Genomic DNA, 17832 nt, shown 5'->3' with positions numbered 1-17832 from the left:
CGAGGCGATTGAACCGGCGGGCTACCCCGCCTCAATCACCAGCCCCGGACTCCAACCTCAAACCATGCTCACGGATTGGTGGCGGATGCCCCGGCCGGCGCACCGTGCATGCCGCCGTGCTGACCCCAGCGTTCATGCATCTTTTCCCGGCGCGCTTCCATTCTTGCAAAGCGCTGCTTGAGTGCCGTGCTGACCGTGGTCTTCTGTTGGTCGTTCAGCGTGTTATAGAAGTTCAGCCACGCGGCGCTGGTCTGGTCGCGCAACTGGGCATTCTGCTGCTCGATCTTCTGGTGCGCCGCGTACATGGCGTTCAGGTCGAGAATGGGCTGCTGCTTCATTGATTCCATTTGGGCGTGCATCTGCTTGTGGCTCTCACGCATGGCTTCGTGATTCTGCTTCATGGTGTTAAGCGCTGCCTGCCACGATTTTTCCTGGTCTGCATTGAGGTTCAGCTGGCTGTGCAACTTGTCCAGCGCCTTCTTCATCTGCATTCCCCCACGATGCCCGCCCGGGCCCCCGGGGCCGCCCATCATGCCCGGGCCTCCCGGCGGCGGCACGTCGGGCGCGGCGGCGCTCGCGGCGTTGACCGCGCCGATCGAGAGGGCGAGCGCAGCGGCGGTAATGGCGAGGAATCGGGACTGCTTCAACATGGTCTACTCCTTTTTAATTTCCAGAGCCGATCTGGCGGCGCCGTTTCGGTGGTCGCGCCTTCGGTAAGACACAGCGTAGACAGTCGCCGCAAAGCGCGTGTTACGAGCGGGGACCACGTTATTACGCCGGTTTACTCTCGCCTTTCGCGGTAACACCTAGTAAACGTTTCCGAAGCATTTGCAACGTAGAGGCGGCGCGCAGGCGTTAAACTGCGTCGCATGGCTACTCAAATACTTGTCGTCGACGACGACGCTGAACTGCGCGACCTCTTGCGCGACTATCTGGTCCGGCAAGGCATCGAGGTATCGGTGCTGCATGACGCGGGTACGCTCGAACGGCGCCTCGAACGCGAGCGCCCGGATCTGATCGTGCTCGACCTCATGATGCCGGGTGTGGACGGACTGACCGCGCTGCGCAAGCTCCGGGCATCGGGCGACGACATCCCGGTGATCATGCTGACGGCGCGCGCGGACGACGTGGACCGCATTGTCGGATTGGAGCTTGGCGCCGACGACTACCTCGGCAAGCCGTTCAATCCGCGCGAATTGCTGGCCCGCGTGCAGGCGGTGCTGCGCCGGCGCCGGACGATTCCGTCGGCGGCGCCCGAGCAGCGCGAACCGTTTTCGTTCGGGCGGTTCCGGCTCGACTTCCAGTCGCGCACGCTTCATCAGGACGAAACCCCGCTCACGCTGTCGGGCAGCGAGTTCGCATTGCTGAAGATTTTCGTCAATCACCCCATGCGCACGCTGACGCGGGAGCGTCTGCTCGAATTGCTGCATGGTCCCGAATACGACGGCACGGACCGGGGTATCGACGTGCAGGTGTGGCGTCTGCGCCGGATCCTCGAAACCGATCCGTCCACGCCGCGCTTCATCCAGACGGTGCGCGGGCGCGGTTATGTGTTCGTGCCGGACGGCGAGCAAAATGCGTCGGCCCATTGATTCACTGTTCGGCCGGCTGGTTGTCCTGGTCATCGGCGTGTTGGTGTTGTCGCATGTCGCATGGTTCACGGTTATCCGGCTCGAGCGGGATCAGACGCAAACGCGCTACGCGGTAGAAGAGGCCGCGTTCCTGGTCGACGCGGTGCGCCAGCACATCGCGAATGCACCGGATCAGCCACTGCCGTCGAGCGTTCGCGTGGTTGAGCCCAACAGTCCTGACGTTCCCAAACCTATCACCGACGCCGATACCAGCCGCGTGCCGCCGCAGTTCGGGCGGTTTATCGACGACTTGCGGGATCGTTTGCCTGACGGCACCGACGTTCGCATCGGCGAGCCGGGCGGTCCGCCGCGCCTGTGGGTGCGAGGCGCGAAGGACGCCAACTGGATCGTCGTTCCGGTCCAGCCTCTGCGTCCGCCGCGTTCGCGCGACCGGATGCTGCTCTGGCTCGCGATTATTTTCTCCACCGCCGTGATGGCCGCGCTGTTTGCTGCGTGGCAATTACAGACGCCGTTGCGTTCGCTGGCACAGGCTGTCGGCCGTTTCGGCCGGGGCGAACCCACTCCGCCGGTGCCTGAGCGGGGTCCCCGCGAACTGCGGCAGTTGACCCACGGTTTCAACCAGATGGTGCGCGAAGTGGAGCAGACGGAAAGCGATCGCGCGGTCATGCTGGCGGGCGTCGCCCACGACCTGAAGACGCCGCTTGCGCGCTTGCGCCTGCGGGCTGAAATGATGGACGAGGCGAAACTGCGGGACGGCGTGGTGCGCGACGTGGATTCCATGGCGCATATCGTCGACCAGTTCCTCGTGTTCGCGCATGACGGCGCGGATCGCAGCGAGCCCGCCGAGGTGGATCAGCATTGCGAGCGGATTGCGCGCAGTTATCGCGCGGTCACGGTGGGCGCGCCGTCCGTACAGACCCGGCTTACGGCCGGGCGGGATTTTGCGTTGCCCGCAGCCACGCTTGACCGCTTGCTGTCGAACCTGCTCGATAACGCCCATGCCTACGGCGCGCCACCCGTGGTGATCGAAACGCTGCGCGGCTCGAACGGCTGGGTGTTGCGCGTCATGGACAACGGCAAAGGGATCGCGGCGCAGGATCTGGTCAAGGCCACCCGTCCGTTCGTGAGGCTCGATCCGGCGCGTGGCGGCAGCGGCCACAGCGGGCTTGGACTGGCGATTGTGGAGCGGCTGGTGCGGCGGGCCGGCGGCGAGTGCGAAATTGGCAATCGCGCCGAAGGCGGCCTGCAAGTCGTGATGACCTTTCCTTTTGACGTAGTGGCACGCTCGGCCGAGATGTTGCACGGCGACGTGCTGCATGAAGCGCGCGTGATGTGATCCGCAGTGTGATCCTTCTGCCGGGGTTCGGCGCCACCGCCGGAACCCCGCCGCGCGAGCGAACCTTTAGTCGAACAAGGTATTGAGCGCGGAAGCCGCTTCGCTGTCGACCGTGTTGTACGTCACCGTCGCGGCCTCGAAAATATAATGCGTGGTGTATTTACCGAACCGCGCCAGAATTTCCTCCTGGATCACTTCGGGGGCGACATCAAGACGCAAATACCAGGCGGTAGAAGAGAGCCGCGTCTGGAACGCACCATACTCGGCCAGCAAGTGATCGAATGCTTCAGCGTCCTGATCGCGGCAGACAATGACCAGATTTCCCTTCATGCACCCCTCCTGATAACGGCAGATATCGAACTCGAAGATCGATAATACCTGCTGTCGTGCCGCTGCCGCAGTCCGCCTTTCAGCCAATGTTCCGCCAAATGCCGTTTTGACTTCGGGTCAGGCGGTTTCGGGATGTCGCGGCATGGGTGGCCGGGTGTCGGCCGGACGCACTTCGCTGCGGTCGCGCCCGCCCGATTTTGCCGCATACAAGGCCAGATCCGCGCGCTTGAGCAGGTTTTCGGCGGTGTCTCCGTCGCTCAGTTCAGTGATGCCGATGCTCACGCTGAGCGTGGTGTCATCGGGGAGATAGGCGCAATGCTCCTGGTTGAAGCGCTTGCGAAGGCGTTCGAGAACCATGTGGGCATCGGCGAGAGTTGTCTGTGGCAGCAGCAGCCCAAACTCTTCACCGCCCAATCGCCCGACACCGTCGCTTGCGCGCAGCTGCTCCTCGCACATCCGTACGAAATGTTCGAGCGCGCGGTCGCCGGTGGCATGGCCGAAGCGGTCGTTCACCTGCTTGAAGTGATCCAGATCCGCAATTGCAACCGACATCGGCACGCCCGCCGAGCGCGCCAGATCGACTTCGCGGCGCAAGGTATCGAGGAAATAGCGCCGTGACAGCGCCCCGGTCAGCGCGTCGTGGCGAGCTTCGGCGGACAGCAGCGCATTGGCCGACTGCAACTGGTTGGCCAGATGACGCGTGGCCCGATGCAACCGCCGTTCGCGCAGGTACGACACGGTGATCACAATGGCCAGCAGGCTCACGCCGAGTGCCGTCAGGAACACCAGCAGCCGGTCGCGCCGTTGATTGCTCACGATTTCCGCCCAGTTCGGCAGCGGATGGACAATATGCGCGGCCAGCCCCGAGTTCAGGCCGGTACGTTCGTCGTAGAGAGACGGCGCGATGCTGTTGCCAGTGCTGAAAAATGTGCTCGCGATCGCAGGCGGCAGCCAGGGCGCATCCGCGCGCACCCGGTCCCCGATGTTCGTGATCGGCAGGGTACGAAAGTCGACCCGTCTATATGCATCCATCCGCTGCGCCCGCGACATCCGTAGCACGGGCGAATCGGGCAGTACCTGGTTTTCGAGCCGGCTTTCGTGAGCCATGACGATCACGCCGTTGTTGTCGGTGACGAACGTGCCCGCGCGCGCCACCCAGTGGCGCAACCGGTCGACACTCACTTTCGCGATCACCGCGCCCACCAGGAAACCGTCGCGATACACCGGCGTGGCGATGAAAATGCCGGGGTCGCCGCTCATCCTGCCCACGCCGTAGGTTTCGTTGAACGCGCCGAGCAGCGCTTTCTGGATATAGCTGCGCATGCGCATGTCGGTGCCGACGAAGCTGTTCGAGTCGAGGCCATTGCTCGACGCCACGCAAAAACCCTCGCTATTGACGACCCACACGTAGTCGAGACCCGTAAAACCGCGGGCGTTGCGCAGGAAATTGTCGAGTTTGGCGAGCGCCGGCACGGCGAGCCACCTGGCCCGCCGCTCGGGCTCGGTCAGTGTGCTTTCTTCAGTGGAACCATGGGATTGGGCGAGCGCGAGCTGGATCATGTCCATTTCGGCGATGGTGGCCGGAATCGCCCGGGACATGGCGAGGTCGCTGGCAATGATCTGCGCGGTGTTGTCGACAATCGATGCGGCCATTTGCTGCTCGACCCGTACCGACGTGGCCAGTTCTTGCTGTACCATTCGGTCCGACACCATTCCGGCGGCAACCCAGCACACGCATGCGAGCAACGCGAAGGCGAGCGTCGCGATGGCGCGGTGGAAGGTTGTCTTGTTCATCTATCCTCTGGCCTGTCTCACTGTGGCGCAACCTGGCGCAACGAGCATGTTATGAGTGTTTTACCTGCATGTGAGCATCTTACCGGGCAAGCGCCGCGCATATGCCGGTAGTTCGCCAAACGCCGTTGCTGAAGGCCGGAACCGGCTTCAGCTGCAACTCATGCCTTGTTCGCTGCGCTTGTGCCCTGGTGTGACCCGTGGTGACCTGTCCAGACCCGTTGTGATCTCACGCAGTCCGATCTGCCCGGGTTCGCTCCGGTTCACCTGCCCGGGGCACGCCTCTACGCCTCGATTGGACGACGTTTTCTCCCGGCCATCAAGCTGTTATCGGCGTGAGCGCGCTTTTCTGAACGGCGTGTCCACGTCTGCAGCGGGTTAGGCGTTTAGCCAGGGAAGTGCCGAGGTGGGACGCAGCAATATGAACACGCTTCAATCCCCTGGGAAGAGGTTGTGCCTGAAATGAAGGTTGGTGTACTGTCGTGCGTTTCTGAAATGATCAAGCTATATGCAGTCCCGGGCCGCACGGAACCCCTCCGGCGTAAAGAGTAGGCGAGGGTAGGCGAGCGTATTTGTACTCTTCGTACCCGAGCCGGGCGCGGCGGATGAAAGAAAAGCGGAGTATTCGCTTAAAAACAAGAACATAAGCGGCTACCATCGCCTCACGCAACGGTAGCCTGCTGCAACGAGCCTCAACGGGAAGGGCGTGGAATGGATTTTGGCTTTAACCTGACTCGAACGGCGAACGCTTCAGCGTGGCGTCTATTGCCCAATCGCTGGGACTTCGTCGCGTTCCCACTGATTATCTGCGTGCTCGCGCTGACCGTAGTCGGCTTCCACGAGACGCTGGCGCCCATCTCGACGCTACAGACCCAGGCCATCTCGCTCGACCCGGCCAACCTTCCCGAATACGCGTTGCGCACCACCTTGCGCATGCTGGCAGCCATGGTGGCGTCGCTGGTCTTCACACTGATTTACGGCACGCTCGCGGCAAAGAGCCGGCGGGCGTCCATGGTGCTCGTGCCGATCCTGGATATTCTCCAGTCGGTGCCAGTGCTCGGTTATATCTCGTTCACCGTCACGTTCTTCCTCGCCCTGTTTCCCGGGCGCGTGTTCGGCGCGGAACTGGCGGCGATCTTCGCGATCTTCACGAGCCAGGCGTGGAACATGACGTTCAGCTTCTATCAGTCGCTGCGCACCGTGCCGCGCGATCTCGATGAAGTCTCGCGCGGTTTTCACCTGACCAACTGGCAGCGGTTCTGGAAACTGGACGTGCCGTTTTCGATGCCCGGCCTCATCTGGAACATGATGATGTCGATGTCCGGCGGCTGGTTCTTCGTGGTCGCCTCCGAAGCAATTGTGGTCGGCAACCGCACCATCGTGCTGCCGGGCATTGGCGCTTATCTGGCGACGGCGATTGGCGAGCGCAATCTCGGCGCAATCGGCTGGGTGATCCTGGCAATGACCATTGTGATCCTGGCCTACGATCAACTCATGTTCCGTCCGCTGGTGGCCTGGGCCGATAAATTCCGCATGGAAAACACGAGCTCGGGCAACGTGCCGGAGTCGTGGCTGCTCGACCTGATTCGCCGCACGCGTTTGATTCACCGGTTGCTGGTACCGGCGGGCTGGATGATCGGCAAGATGGCGCGGGTGCCGCTGAAGCTGCCCTCGCTGCAAGGCCGCCTGCCGAAGCTCCCGATAGCTCGCGCCCTTGTAGGCTCACCCCCTGGGGCGCGCGGCAAGTCTGGCAATCCGTCCCGTGCCGGCGACATTGCGTGGGCCACTGTCGTGCTCGCGCTGACGGTGTTCGTGGTGTGGAAGGTGACGGTTTTTGTGAGTACCGGCGTCACGTGGGGGGAAGTCTGGCACGTCATCTGGCTGGGATTGATCACGTTGTTTCGCGTGATGGTGCTGATTCTGCTGGCTTCGGTGATCTGGGTACCGGTGGGCGTGCTGATCGGCCTGCGGCCCGCGTTGGCCGCGAAGATCCAGCCGATTGCGCAGTTCCTGGCCGCATTCCCGGCAAACCTGCTGTTTCCGGTGTTTGTCGTGGTGATCGTGAAGTTCGACCTGAATCCGGATATCTGGCTCTCGCCGCTGATTGTGCTCGGCACGCAGTGGTATATCCTTTTCAACGTGATTGCCGGAGCGACGTCGTATCCGAACGATTACCGCGAAGCGGCCACCAATTTCCAGATCAAGGGCTGGCAGTGGTGGCGCCAGGCCATCTTGCCGGGCATCTTCCCGTACTACGTGACCGGTGCGATCACCGCGTCGGGTGGAGCGTGGAACGCCAGTATCGTTGCCGAAGCGGTGTCATGGGGCAATACCAAGATCGTGGCGCACGGGCTCGGCGCGTATATCGCGCAAAGCACGGCCGACGGCGATTATCCGAAAATCATTCTCGGCATTGCCGTGATGTCGCTGTTCGTAACACTCTTTAACCGGCTCTTGTGGCGGCCGATGTTCGCTTATGCGGAATCGCGTCTGAGGCTGGACTGAGTCGGACGCCACTCATCCGACCGCTATCCGGCCGTTTATCCGGCGCGAACCGGTAACTGACTGAATGCCCGCCGCCAGCGGCCCCATCGTGAAATTTCCGTAATCAGCAACACGCGAGCGCCTATGTCAACGCAGACGAATACGACCACCCAAACGCCGCCGACACCGCCGCGCCGCGGCCAGGAAATCCTGCGGGTCCACGACGTCAGCCGGGGCTTCAACAAGACGCAGGGCGAACTGCTCGTGCTCGAAGACGTCAACCTGACGCTTAACGAAGGCGAGATTGTCGGGTTGCTGGGTCGTTCGGGTTCCGGCAAGTCAACGCTGCTGCGGATCATCGCCGGCCTGATCGAGCCGACAGGCGGCGAGGTCACCTATCTGAACGAGCCGTTGCATGGCCCGGCGAAGGGCGTGGCCATGGTCTTCCAGACCTTCGCGCTGTTTCCGTGGTTGACCGTGCTGCAGAACGTGGAAGCGGGGCTGGAGGCGCAGGGCGTGCAGGCTAAGGTGCGGCGCGAACGGGCGCTGGCGGCAATCGACCTGATCGGTCTCGACGGTTTCGAGAACGCGTATCCGCGCGAGTTATCGGGCGGCATGCGCCAGCGCGTGGGGTTTGCGCGTGCGCTGGTAGTCGACCCCACGCTCTTGCTGATGGACGAGCCGTTCTCCGCGCTCGACGTGCTGACCGCCGAGAACTTGCGTACCGACCTGCTCGATCTCTGGACGCAGGGCAAGATGCCGATCAAGTCGGTGCTGATCGTGACGCACAACATTGAGGAAGCGGTGTTCATGTGCGACCGGATCCTGGTGCTGTCGTCCAATCCGGGGCGGGTGATCGCAGAGATCAAGGTGCCGTTCGCGCATCCGCGCAACCGGCTGGACCCGGCATTCCGCCGCCTGGTCGATGACATCTACGCCAAGATGACCGCGCGTCAACTTGACGAAGGGAAGAAGAAGGGCCTGGAGCTGAGCAGCTGGCTGCCGCAGGTGTCGACCAACCTGATGGCCGGTCTGATCGAAACGCTTGCCGCCGAGCCGTACCACGGCCGCGCCGACATGCCGGAGATCGCGCGGTCGCTGCATCTGGAAGTGGACGATCTGTTCCCGGTGGCCGAAGTGCTGCAGCACCTGGGTTTCGCCGATGTGCGGGAAGGCGACATCTTCCTGACCCCGCCGGCGCGCGTGTTCGCCGAGTTCGGCACGCAGGAACGCAAGATGATGTTCGCGGAGCATCTGCTGCGGCACGTGCCGCTCGCCGCACGGATCAAGAAGGTGCTGAACGAACGGCCGGGGCATCGCGCACCGCGCGTGCGTTTCGAGCAGGAGCTGGAAGATTTCCTCTCCGATAGCGCCGCCGAGGAAACGCTGGACGCGGTGATCAACTGGGGCCGTTACGGCGAGATCTTCTCGTACAACGACCAGACCGAAATTTTCAGCCTCGAAGACGTCGAGTCCTGATGCGGGGAAATTGAAGGGCGCCAGTTGGCGCGAGAAAACGCGGCTGATCCGGAAACGGACGCCGCGTTTTTTTGTGCCTGCCGAGAACGGGCTTCATCGGACGTGGTCGTGAACCGGAGCGCGCGCGTGCACGGCGCAACAACGTAAGCGACGCGCCTTTTGCATCGGCGACGGCTAGCTGCTACTGCAGGTTGCCCCAGCGCTCCACGGCCGGTTCCGCCGATGCCCACTTCCAGCCGCCACTTTCGTCATTGCCCTTGCACGCCTGGGCGAGGAACCAGTCCTCATGCGCGTCCGGCTTGTCGCCGTCAGCCACCGAGAACGCGAACTCACGGCACGTAGCCAGTGCGCTGCTGAATTCGCGCAGCACCCGCACGTCGCCATGACCGTTCTCTACCGGCAGCGTATGTTTCACGCTCCAGGGTTTCGTTTCGCCGATCGGCAGATCCCCTGCAGTCGTCGCAATGGCGATCTGCTGGTCGCTGTGCAGGCGCTTCATCAGGCGATTGACGGCTTCGTCGGTGGCGGCCTGGACCGCGATACCCACGCCGAAACCAATCGCCGGATTGCTGGTGACCGCACCGGTGGATACACCCGCGACCGCGCCGGCCGCGGCGCCAATAGACGAGCAGCCGCTCACCAGAACGCAGCTCGCCGCCACGCCGGCCGCGAGCATCAGGCTGAGGCCGGGCCTCATTGCAACGCACCCCAGCGCGGCGTGGCGGGTTCCGCCGACGCCCACTTCCAGGTCTGGCCGTCACGGCAGATGGACGCTACGTAGAAGCCGCTGTCGGCGGGATGATCCTTGGTGGCGTCGGTATCGACGGAGAAGACGATCTCCTTGCAATCGAGCGTACCGGTACTGATGACACGGCTGACCGTCACGCGGCCTTTCTCGTCCGGTTCGATAGGCACGGTATGCACCGCGGCCCACGGCGCTACCGCCCCTACGGCAAGCGGCCCGGCTGCGCCGGCGATCCGGTCCTGGGTATAGGTGTGCATCACGCGCTCGCTGTACTGAACGCCGGCTTTCGCTGCAGCAACGGCGCCAAGACCGATGCCGGTCGCCACCGCGGCATTGCGGGTCACGCTGCTGGCGATAGCGGCGCCACCTACACCGGCGCCAGCCACGGCAGACTCGGTATATAAGGAGCTGCACCCCGAGAGGGTGGCGCATGCAATTGCTCCAATCAGGAGCGTTGTCAGTGCAACGGCGTGGGGGGGACGCCGGTGAATCATTTTCTGCATAGTGCTGTACCTTCCTCGCCTTTCCTTATTCTTTCGATAAACGACAACCGGCTTGCCTGTGCCTGCACTGAAGGAACACTAAGCAATAGGAGCGCCCGCGCATTTTGAAGGACGCAGAGAGATGAGGGGCAAAGAAATTTGCAAGAAATTGCAAATGCGGGGAACGTAGTGCGGAAAATGAAAAACTATCGTGACAATCATCGCTGATGAGCGAGTCGCTGGGGGATAAGCCGATGAGTCGAACCAGGACTCACCGGCTTGTTTGAGACTTAGCTTTCCGTGCCTGCCGACGTCGATGAATCCGCGTCGCCGCCTTCGTTTTCGTACATGCCGAGACGGTTGTACAGCGTCTTGAGACTCACGCCGAGCGCCTTGGCGGCGCGGCGTTTGTCTCCTCCGCAATGCTTGAGCGTGCCGAGGATGATCTGTTTCTGCGCATCGGCGAGTGGCGTGCCGACCCATACGTTCATCGCATCGCCTTGCGTGACCGGCTTTTTAACCCGCGACGCCAGGTGAGGATGCGCGATCTCCACCGTCTTCTCAGCCAGGATGAACGCGCGGTACACGGTGTTCTTCAACTCGCGCACATTGCCCGGCCATGAGTACGTGCGCAGCATGTCGAGCGCGCGTTTGCTGAACGACTTGTTCGTGCCTTCCTGCGCATTCATCTCCGAGAGGAAATGCTGCGCGAGAAATTCGCGGTCGGTATCGCGTTCACGAAGAGGCGGTGCGCGCAGCGGAAACACCGCGAGCCGATACATCAAGTCCTCTCGCAAGCCGTTCTCCTTGACCGCCACGATAGGATCACGATTGGTCGCTGCAATCACGCGGACATCGGAGTGAATCAGGTCATTGCCGCCCACGCGGAAGAACGTTCCTGTTTCCAGCGCACGCAGCAGCTTGACCTGTCGAACCGGCGACATCTCGGTCACCTCGTCGAGGAACAGCGTGCCACCGTTCGCATGCTCGAAGTACCCGAGGCGTCCCTGCACGGCGCCCGTGAAGCTGCCTTTCTCGTGGCCGAAGAGTTCGGGTTCGATGAGGTTATCGGGGATCGCGCCGCAATTCACGGCAACGAACGGGGCATCGCGACGGGCGCTCTGGTCGTGGATCGTGCGGGCAATCAGTTCCTTGCCCGTTCCCGATTCACCGATGATCAACGCGGTGGCATCGGTTGCGGCTACGCGTTCGATTTGTGAATACAGCTCCATCATCACGGGCGATGAGCCGTACAGAAGTCCATACGATTTCAGCCCGGCAATTTCACCCGCGTTGCGTTTTTTTTGCGATGGCGTGTCGCCGGAGGCGACGGCCGGCGAGTCCAGATCGGTTGACGCCATGAGTCTTTTGTCCTGCAAATGTGGTTCGAGCGACAGCTTTGCCGCTGACGGAAGACAAGGCGGCGCCGCAAGGTCGAGGCGGTCACCGCCAGTCAGATGGCAGGCCGGTTTGACTGCCGCTCGAGTGGGGGAGCATCGTTCGACGGGCACCTGGTCCGTTATTTTTGGGGCCGGTGCGTGCATGCGGCTTATCTCATAAACCGTATTTAACCATCCGTAACGACCCAGCGGCAATGTGCTTTGCGTGGGCTTTGCCCTTCTTTGTCCTTTGTCGCGCAATTGCATCCATGAATCTGCATACGAATTGAAAAACGTGGGTGACAAGCCGGAAAGCTTCACCGATATCGTCTGAAAATTACTGACGGCAGACGTAATTGTTACGCGTCAGACGTGTTGTCCAGAAGGTCCGCTTGCACACGGGCGGAGGGCCATTGTCACCACCGTATGCGCTTGGACCGGGATGGAACGAAACCTGCGTCTATGGGTGGCATCTGCAATTGAAAGGCCGGTTTCCGGCACCAAGCCATGGAAGATTCCCTTCATTTCGACATTCCCGTGCAGCAGCGCGTGCGTCCCGTTCGCCGGGCTCGAGTGCCGCAGCGCTCGGCAGGACGTCCGGAACTCGTGGCGGCCGAACCGATCAATCTTTATCACTGGGCCGCCGTCGCGCTCGTGACCGCGCTGATGTGCACGGTGATGGCGTGCGCTGCCGGCACACCGACGCTGACGCGAGCAGCGAGCGTCACGAGTGCGGTGTTCGCGGCGCTCGGTGGCGTGCTTGCACTAGGCGCCATGCTGCGAGCGATGCGGCTGCGGCGTGCGGAACATCAGGCGCCGCTGGATACCCGGGCATCATGACGCGAGCGCACGCGACGGCACATTCATCATAGGTATTCGACGTCGGTGAGGTGACTAAAGCTGACGACGTCGATCACGTTAATGGCAAGGGGTTTCATAACATGAGTCAAACCACAGCCCAGATGTCGCTGGGCAAGCAAAAGGTCATCGAAGACATCAAGGTCTTGCTGAACGATTCGGAAGAGCTCGTCCGGCTCAGTGCGTTGTTACCCGCCGAAGGGGTTGACGCGCTGCGCACGCGCCTCCGGGATCACGTCGATGCGGCGCGCATCGCGCTTGAAACAGCGCAATCCAGTGCGCAGGAGCGGTATCGCGCGAGCCTGGACGGCACGGTGCAATACACGCGCGACAACCCGTGGCAGGCGCTGGGCATTGCTGCGGGCATCGGCTTTCTGGCCGGCATCCTGGTTTCGCGATAACCGCCTGAGCGTCGTAAGCGCTCCAACTGCTTTAACCGCTCCAACCACTCCAACCGCGATAAACGGAGGAAACACAATGGCACGACCCAAACTCGGCCTGTTCGGTGCGTTGTTCGCCATAGGCAGCGTCCTTGCCTGGCGATGGGCGCAAGCGCAGCGCGACGCTGCAAAACGCGGAGCACGTGAACTACATCGCTGGGAAGGCGAGGGCGGCAAGGTCGTCACGCCTGCCAGCGCTTCAAGTGCTACGCCTGCGGCGCCGGTCAAGCCGTCGAACGGCCTGGGCAACGGCGCACTCGGCAGCACGCCGGAAGCATGGCATTTTCCGCATAGCTGATACAGGCACGCATCTGCCCTTCGGCACTCAGCCGAGCCCGGATCGACGAGATGAATGGGTTATTCGAAACGCACGCCCCGGCGTGCGTTTCATCTTGATAAAGCCTTATAATCGACTAACTCATAGTAATAAGTTCGCTATATGGCAATAATTGCGCGATGCAGTCAGGCGCCATTCGCGAAACCGGAAAGACTTTCATCTTTCGGCGTACTTGAGTTTCTCTCAGTGCGCATTCGGCCTGGCGGCGTACTGCTCTTATAAGCACCGTCCCAGAGACCTCCACGACGCTTTCTGCGCCGTGTGACCCTCAACGCTTTGGATAAATTCGAGACGCATGCCACACGTATTGATTGTCGATGACGATCCCAGTACCCGCGAGGCACTAGCCGCGATCATCGGCGAAGACGGACTGACGACAGCTACGGCGGGCGATCTGCGCGAAGCGCGGATTCAGCTTGTGCGCCAGACGCCGGACGTCGTATTCACCGACCTCAAGTTGCCCGATGGTTTGGGCGTGGACCTGTTCGAGGATCTCGATCCCCGATCCGGCGTGGAAATCATCGTCATCACCGGACATGCCACGGTGGAGTCCGCGGTCAGCGCGCTCAAGATGGGTGCGACGGATTACCTCGTCAAACCCATCAACATGCAACGCGTGAAGGCGATCCTGAGCCGTCTGCCGCGTCCCGGCGACCTAAAGGCGGAGATCGGCACGTTGCGTGGCGAATTGCGCCGCATGGGCCGCTTTGGCCTCATGCTCGGCAATTCGCCAGCGATGCAAACGGTCTACGACCAGATCGGCCGGGTAGCGCCCACGGCGGCGTCGGTCCTGCTGATCGGTGAGTCGGGTACGGGCAAGGAAGTCGCGGCGCAGACGCTTCATGAGTTGAGCCTGCGTCGCAAGCATTCGTTTATTGCGGTGAACTGCGGAGCAATCTCGCCGAACCTGATCGAGTCCGAGATGTTCGGGCATGAGCGCGGTTCGTTCACCGGCGCGGATCGTCAGCACAAGGGCTACTTCGAACGCGCGAACGGAGGGACGCTGTTCCTCGATGAAATCACCGAGATGCCGATCGAACTGCAGGTGAAACTCCTGCGCGTGCTCGAGACCGGCATGTTCATGCGGGTGGGTACAACGAAAGAACTCGAGACGGATGTACGCCTGATCGCCGCGACCAATCGCGACCCGGAGCAGGCGGTGCTCGAAGGCAAGTTGCGGCTCGACCTCTATCACCGGCTCAACGTCTTCCCGATCAACCTGCCGCCTTTGCGCGATCGCGGCACGGACGTCGAGTTGCTGGGCCAGGCGTTCCTCGACGAGCTCAATTCCCGCTACAACACCAAGAAGACGTTTCCGGCTTCGGTGCGCGACATGCTTGCGTCGTATCCGTGGCCGGGTAACGTGCGCGAGCTGAAGAACTACGTGCAGCGCGCGTACATCATGTCGGGCGCGGAGTCGGACAGTACCGCGACCGTGCCGCTGCAGATCTCGCTGGCGAAGCCATCGGCGGGAACGGCTGTCACCATCGCGTTCGGCACGTCGCTCGCCGAAGCGGATCGCCAGTTGATCCTCGCCACGCTTGAACAGTGCGGCGGCGTGAAGACACGTGCCGCGGAGATTCTCGGGATCAGCCTGAAGACGCTGTACAACCGGCTGGTTGAGTACGGCGAGGACGCAGCGAACAAGGCGGCGCTAAGCGAAGCCAGCGAAGTAGGCGATGCCGACGCGGGTGGCCCCTGAGGGTCAGGGTTTGTTGTCGATGTAATCGCTGGCGTAGTCGCCGGCGACGTGCAGTGAATGCGTGAGACGCCCGTGTCATTGGGACTTCGAAAGATGTCCGCTTTGGACGGGCGATTTTCGTTGGTGCGCGCGAATGCAGCGCCGATAATGTTTCAAGGCCCATGGGTTGAATGAGAGGGACCTGAACCTGGGGCATGGCCTTTGCTGTGACGCAATGGCCTGGCTCGCCGGCGGTGCGCTACCGCGCCGGCATGGAGCCCGGCTCGAGAGTCCTTGGCCGGATTGGCCGCTGCGCCCGATCCGAACGAGTGTCATCATCATAAGATCCAGGGGGCCCGCCATGACCGATCTCGTCTCGCATCAACGCCAATCCCGGAACGTACTGCATGTGTCGCGTATTGTGTGGCCGGCGTACTTCACGCCAGTCCGCGCTCAGACACCGCAGCCGCCCGACCCGCCATTCAATCCCGATACGCCGCCGCCGCCGTCGCCGCAAGAACCCCCGGACACGATTCCCGACCCGACGCGCGAGCCGCCGTCACCGCCGAGTCAACCGATCGGCGATCCGCCTCCGGGGCCGAACGAAACGCCGCATGTTTCGCCGCAGGTTCCGGGCACGCTGCATTGAAACCGCTCGCTAGCAGAGGCTGTGAACATATTTCATCGCCGCTGTAGGCATTACAACGCATTAGGCAAGAATGACCGGGTTTAAGCATTGAGTCCGGTCGTTTCTGCAGGATTTTGTTGGTAATCTGCCGCCGACCACTTCTCCGACGGCCTTCTTTCCTGGAGGCACCCATGAGGCACCCCGCACTCCGTCGTTCAGCACGCCATTCGTCGAAGCGTGAGCCGCGGCCCGATCCAGCCAAAATGATCCCAGCCGACGCTGCTGTTCCAACCGATCCGGCCGATCCAGGCGCCGTGCCGCCGTTGCATGATCCAGCCGGGCAGAACCGCCCGGCGCCGGGCGTGCCGCCGGACGGCGACCATAACCAGGGCGGCATCCGGAAGGAAGGAATCGACTACCAGCGGGATCTCGGGTCCGAGCAAGACGCCTGAACCGGGCCTGAAGCAGCCAGATCGTGCGATGCGCGTCACCATGAAAATCTTCTGCGTGGCGCGTTATCGTCGCGTGTTTTCGTTCGTCTGTCACATTTATACACAATTTTTATTTTCCAAATTGTAAAAAAGGCACGTGTCTTGCGTTGCTATGTCGGTCAATTCGAACGAGCAACGACAACTGATGAGGTGAAGCAGTAATGAGCAGATTGATCGTGGTATCGAATCGCGTCGCGCCGATCCAGGAAGGCAAACCTGCCGCAGGCGGTTTGGCGATCGGAGTTCTGGACGCGTTGAAGGAGACAGGCGGGGTGTGGTTCGGCTGGAGCGGCGAGATTGTGGGCGAGGCCTCGGCGCCGGTCATCGAGAAGCGCGGCAACGTGACGTATGCGACCGTCGGGCTCACCCGGCGCGATTACGACCAGTACTACCGCGGCTTTTCCAATGCGACGTTGTGGCCGACATTTCACTATCGCAACGATCTGTCGCGGTTCGATCGTGAGGAATATGCAGGCTACGCACGGGTCAACGAGGCGCTGGCCAAACAGCTCAAGCCGTTGCTCGAACCCGACGACATCATCTGGGTGCACGACTATCACTTGCTTCCGTTCGCGCAGGAATGCCGGGCGGCGGGCATCACGAATCCCATCGGTTTTTTCCTGCATATCCCGTTTCCGGTGCCTGAGATCCTGCGTACCGTGCCGCCGCACGAAGAGCTGATCAAGGCGATGTGCAGTTACGACATCGTCGGTTTCCAGACCGAGGCGGACAAGCAGTCGTTTGTCGACTACATCGAGCGCGGGCAGTTGGGGCATCTCAGCGAAGACGGGATGCTGCAGGCCCACGGGCGCATGTTGAAGGTCGGGGCCTATCCGATCGGCATTTATCCGGACGCCATTGCAAAGGCCGCCGAGCAATTTTCGAATCGCAAGCCGGTGAAGAGCCTGCGCGACAGTTTGCGCGGCCGCAAGCTGATCATGAGCGTGGACCGGCTCGATTATTCGAAGGGGCTTGCCGAGCGTTTCCAGGCATTCGAACGGTTGCTGCTGCACGCGCCGGGGTGGCACGGGCGCGTGTCGATGGTGCAGATCGCACCGCCAACGCGTTCCGACGTGCAGACGTACCAGCGCATCCGGCAGAACCTGGAAGGGGAGGCCGGACGCATCAACGGCCGTTTTGCCCAGCTCGACTGGACGCCGATCCAGTATCTCAACCGCAAGTACGATCGCAGTTTGCTGATGGCCTTGTTCCGGTTGTCGCAGGTTGGGTACGTGACGCCGTTGCGCGACGGGATGAACCTCGTGGCGAAGGAATATGTGGCGTCCCAGGATCCGGCCGATCCGGGGGCGCTGGTGCTATCGCAGTTCGCCGGCGCGGCGGATCAGCTGCCGGGCGCGCTGGTCGTCAATCCGTTCGACCTGTCGCAGATGTCCGAGGCATTGGAGCGCGCGTTGTCCATGCCTCTCGCCGAACGGCAGGCGCGTCATACGGACATGATGGCGCCGCTGCGCGAGAACAATCTGTCGGTGTGGCGCGACTCGTTCCTGAGCGATTTGCGCAGCGTGGCGACGGCTGCGTCGGTCACGAAGAAAGCGGTGCGGCAAGTGACCGAGGCGAAACGCCCGGCGCGCGCGTCGAGCTGAACGCAGACATAAAAACGTAAGACGAATCCAGCCCCGCACCGATAAAACGGCGCGGGGCTTTTTGTTTGCGGAAAATAATCAGAAATACTAAATAAACTGGCCGGAATTCCCGCCAATCCGACGGCCGCGGCCAAACTTAAAATTCGCGCTACCATCGCGGAAGCGATATTTGCGG

17 protein-coding genes are annotated in these 17832 nt (G+C 62.1%); 11 read left to right on the top strand and 6 right to left on the bottom strand.

What is annotated here, in order from left to right; translation table 11 throughout:
• Nucleotides 1-68: 68 nt before the first annotated feature.
• Nucleotides 69-650 (bottom strand): Spy/CpxP family protein refolding chaperone, encoded by a 582-nt coding sequence (locus tag ABH944_RS14050; protein WP_404607127.1) that lies wholly within the window; start codon nucleotides 648-650, stop codon nucleotides 69-71.
• Between the two features lie 219 nt (nucleotides 651-869).
• Here ABH944_RS14050 and ABH944_RS14045 point away from each other — a divergent pair, with 219 nt between their 5' ends.
• Nucleotides 870-1592 carry a response regulator gene (locus ABH944_RS14045; RefSeq protein ID WP_047896230.1) on the top strand — a complete coding sequence of 241 codons (723 nt, stop codon included), beginning with the start codon at nucleotides 870-872 and terminating at the stop codon, nucleotides 1590-1592.
• On the top strand, nucleotides 1576-2928 hold the full coding sequence (locus ABH944_RS14040; RefSeq protein ID WP_404607125.1) for an ATP-binding protein: 1353 nt from the start codon (nucleotides 1576-1578) through the stop codon (nucleotides 2926-2928). The genes ABH944_RS14045 and ABH944_RS14040 overlap by 17 nt, the downstream gene beginning before the upstream one ends.
• 66 nt (nucleotides 2929-2994) lie before the next feature.
• Here ABH944_RS14040 and ABH944_RS14035 read toward each other — a convergent pair whose 3' ends face one another.
• Nucleotides 2995-3258, bottom strand: coding sequence for a double-stranded DNA-specific endonuclease (locus tag ABH944_RS14035; RefSeq protein WP_050381213.1), 264 nt, complete (start codon nucleotides 3256-3258; stop codon nucleotides 2995-2997).
• A 117-nt stretch (nucleotides 3259-3375) separates the two neighbouring features.
• Nucleotides 3376-5052 (bottom strand): sensor domain-containing diguanylate cyclase, encoded by a 1677-nt coding sequence (locus ABH944_RS14030; RefSeq protein ID WP_404607123.1) that lies wholly within the window; start codon nucleotides 5050-5052, stop codon nucleotides 3376-3378.
• Nucleotides 5053-5760: 708 nt separating this feature from the next.
• On the opposite strand from ABH944_RS14030, the gene ABH944_RS14025 reads away from it, so the two are divergent.
• Together ABH944_RS14025 and ABH944_RS14020 are read left to right on the top strand one after the other, a co-directional pair.
• The gene (locus ABH944_RS14025; RefSeq protein ID WP_404607122.1) at nucleotides 5761-7554 is read left to right on the top strand and encodes an ABC transporter permease; all 1794 of its coding nucleotides are present in this window, start codon (nucleotides 5761-5763) and stop codon (nucleotides 7552-7554) included.
• Nucleotides 7555-7677: 123 nt separating this feature from the next.
• Nucleotides 7678-9012, top strand: a complete 1335-nt coding sequence (locus tag ABH944_RS14020; RefSeq protein ID WP_404607120.1) for an ABC transporter ATP-binding protein — start codon at nucleotides 7678-7680, stop codon at nucleotides 9010-9012.
• A gap of 181 nt (nucleotides 9013-9193) precedes the next feature.
• Here ABH944_RS14020 and ABH944_RS14015 read toward each other — a convergent pair whose 3' ends face one another.
• The 3 genes from ABH944_RS14015 to ABH944_RS14005 form a co-directional block, all read right to left on the bottom strand.
• Nucleotides 9194-9709: a hypothetical protein gene (locus tag ABH944_RS14015; RefSeq protein ID WP_404607118.1), complete on the bottom strand. Its 516-nt coding sequence runs from the start codon at nucleotides 9707-9709 to the stop codon at nucleotides 9194-9196.
• Entirely contained in the window at nucleotides 9706-10260 is a 555-nt protein-coding gene (locus tag ABH944_RS14010; RefSeq protein WP_404607117.1) for a hypothetical protein, read from the bottom strand. The genes ABH944_RS14015 and ABH944_RS14010 overlap by 4 nt, the downstream gene beginning before the upstream one ends.
• Before the next feature lie 269 nt (nucleotides 10261-10529).
• Nucleotides 10530-11600, bottom strand: a complete 1071-nt coding sequence (locus tag ABH944_RS14005) for a sigma-54 interaction domain-containing protein (protein WP_404607115.1) — start codon at nucleotides 11598-11600, stop codon at nucleotides 10530-10532.
• Nucleotides 11601-12125: 525 nt separating this feature from the next.
• Here ABH944_RS14005 and ABH944_RS14000 point away from each other — a divergent pair.
• The 7 genes from ABH944_RS14000 to otsA all read left to right on the top strand — a co-directional run bounded on the left by ABH944_RS14000 (nucleotide 12126) and on the right by otsA (nucleotide 17657).
• Complete coding sequence (locus tag ABH944_RS14000; protein WP_404607114.1) at nucleotides 12126-12458, top strand: hypothetical protein; 333 nt, start codon at nucleotides 12126-12128, stop codon at nucleotides 12456-12458.
• A 101-nt stretch (nucleotides 12459-12559) separates the two neighbouring features.
• Entirely contained in the window at nucleotides 12560-12877 is a 318-nt protein-coding gene (locus ABH944_RS13995) for an ElaB/YgaM/YqjD family protein (RefSeq protein WP_404607112.1), read from the top strand.
• Nucleotides 12878-12953: 76 nt separating this feature from the next.
• On the top strand, nucleotides 12954-13214 hold the full coding sequence (locus ABH944_RS13990; RefSeq protein ID WP_404607110.1) for a hypothetical protein: 261 nt from the start codon (nucleotides 12954-12956) through the stop codon (nucleotides 13212-13214).
• 334 nt (nucleotides 13215-13548) lie between these two features.
• Nucleotides 13549-14955, top strand: a complete 1407-nt coding sequence (locus tag ABH944_RS13985) for a sigma-54-dependent transcriptional regulator (RefSeq protein ID WP_404607109.1) — start codon at nucleotides 13549-13551, stop codon at nucleotides 14953-14955.
• Nucleotides 14956-15295: 340 nt separating this feature from the next.
• Nucleotides 15296-15583, top strand: coding sequence for a hypothetical protein (locus ABH944_RS13980; protein ID WP_404607107.1), 288 nt, complete (start codon nucleotides 15296-15298; stop codon nucleotides 15581-15583).
• Between the two features lie 170 nt (nucleotides 15584-15753).
• Nucleotides 15754-16014, top strand: a complete 261-nt coding sequence (locus tag ABH944_RS13975; RefSeq protein WP_404607106.1) for a hypothetical protein — start codon at nucleotides 15754-15756, stop codon at nucleotides 16012-16014.
• Between the two features lie 200 nt (nucleotides 16015-16214).
• Nucleotides 16215-17657: an alpha,alpha-trehalose-phosphate synthase (UDP-forming) gene (otsA, locus tag ABH944_RS13970; protein WP_404607104.1), complete on the top strand. Its 1443-nt coding sequence runs from the start codon at nucleotides 16215-16217 to the stop codon at nucleotides 17655-17657.
• Nucleotides 17658-17832: the final 175 nt, after the last annotated feature.

The organism is Caballeronia udeis (genome assembly GCF_044909315.1).
GTDB classification, from domain to species: domain Bacteria; phylum Pseudomonadota; class Gammaproteobacteria; order Burkholderiales; family Burkholderiaceae; genus Caballeronia; species Caballeronia udeis_A.
Note: the sequence above shows the minus strand (reverse complement) of the source record. Positions and strands in the feature narration are given on the sequence as shown.

Bases quoted from the DNA above. Each gene is read 5' to 3' on its own strand.
- ABH944_RS14050 (WP_404607127.1), bottom strand. From the start codon at position 650: ATGTTGAAGCAGTCCCGATTCCTCGCCATTACCGCCGCTGCGCTCGCC.
- ABH944_RS14045 (WP_047896230.1), top strand. From the start codon at position 870: ATGGCTACTCAAATACTTGTCGTCGACGACGACGCTGAACTGCGCGAC.
- ABH944_RS14040 (WP_404607125.1), top strand. From the start codon at position 1,576: ATGCGTCGGCCCATTGATTCACTGTTCGGCCGGCTGGTTGTCCTGGTC.
- ABH944_RS14035 (WP_050381213.1), bottom strand. From the start codon at position 3,258: ATGAAGGGAAATCTGGTCATTGTCTGCCGCGATCAGGACGCTGAAGCA.
- ABH944_RS14030 (WP_404607123.1), bottom strand. From the start codon at position 5,052: ATGAACAAGACAACCTTCCACCGCGCCATCGCGACGCTCGCCTTCGCG.
- ABH944_RS14025 (WP_404607122.1), top strand. From the start codon at position 5,761: ATGGATTTTGGCTTTAACCTGACTCGAACGGCGAACGCTTCAGCGTGG.
- ABH944_RS14020 (WP_404607120.1), top strand. From the start codon at position 7,678: ATGTCAACGCAGACGAATACGACCACCCAAACGCCGCCGACACCGCCG.
- ABH944_RS14015 (WP_404607118.1), bottom strand. From the start codon at position 9,709: ATGAGGCCCGGCCTCAGCCTGATGCTCGCGGCCGGCGTGGCGGCGAGC.
- ABH944_RS14010 (WP_404607117.1), bottom strand. From the start codon at position 10,260: ATGCAGAAAATGATTCACCGGCGTCCCCCCCACGCCGTTGCACTGACA.
- ABH944_RS14005 (WP_404607115.1), bottom strand. From the start codon at position 11,600: ATGGCGTCAACCGATCTGGACTCGCCGGCCGTCGCCTCCGGCGACACG.
- ABH944_RS14000 (WP_404607114.1), top strand. From the start codon at position 12,126: ATGGAAGATTCCCTTCATTTCGACATTCCCGTGCAGCAGCGCGTGCGT.
- ABH944_RS13995 (WP_404607112.1), top strand. From the start codon at position 12,560: ATGAGTCAAACCACAGCCCAGATGTCGCTGGGCAAGCAAAAGGTCATC.
- ABH944_RS13990 (WP_404607110.1), top strand. From the start codon at position 12,954: ATGGCACGACCCAAACTCGGCCTGTTCGGTGCGTTGTTCGCCATAGGC.
- ABH944_RS13985 (WP_404607109.1), top strand. From the start codon at position 13,549: ATGCCACACGTATTGATTGTCGATGACGATCCCAGTACCCGCGAGGCA.
- ABH944_RS13980 (WP_404607107.1), top strand. From the start codon at position 15,296: ATGACCGATCTCGTCTCGCATCAACGCCAATCCCGGAACGTACTGCAT.
- ABH944_RS13975 (WP_404607106.1), top strand. From the start codon at position 15,754: ATGAGGCACCCCGCACTCCGTCGTTCAGCACGCCATTCGTCGAAGCGT.
- otsA (WP_404607104.1), top strand. From the start codon at position 16,215: ATGAGCAGATTGATCGTGGTATCGAATCGCGTCGCGCCGATCCAGGAA.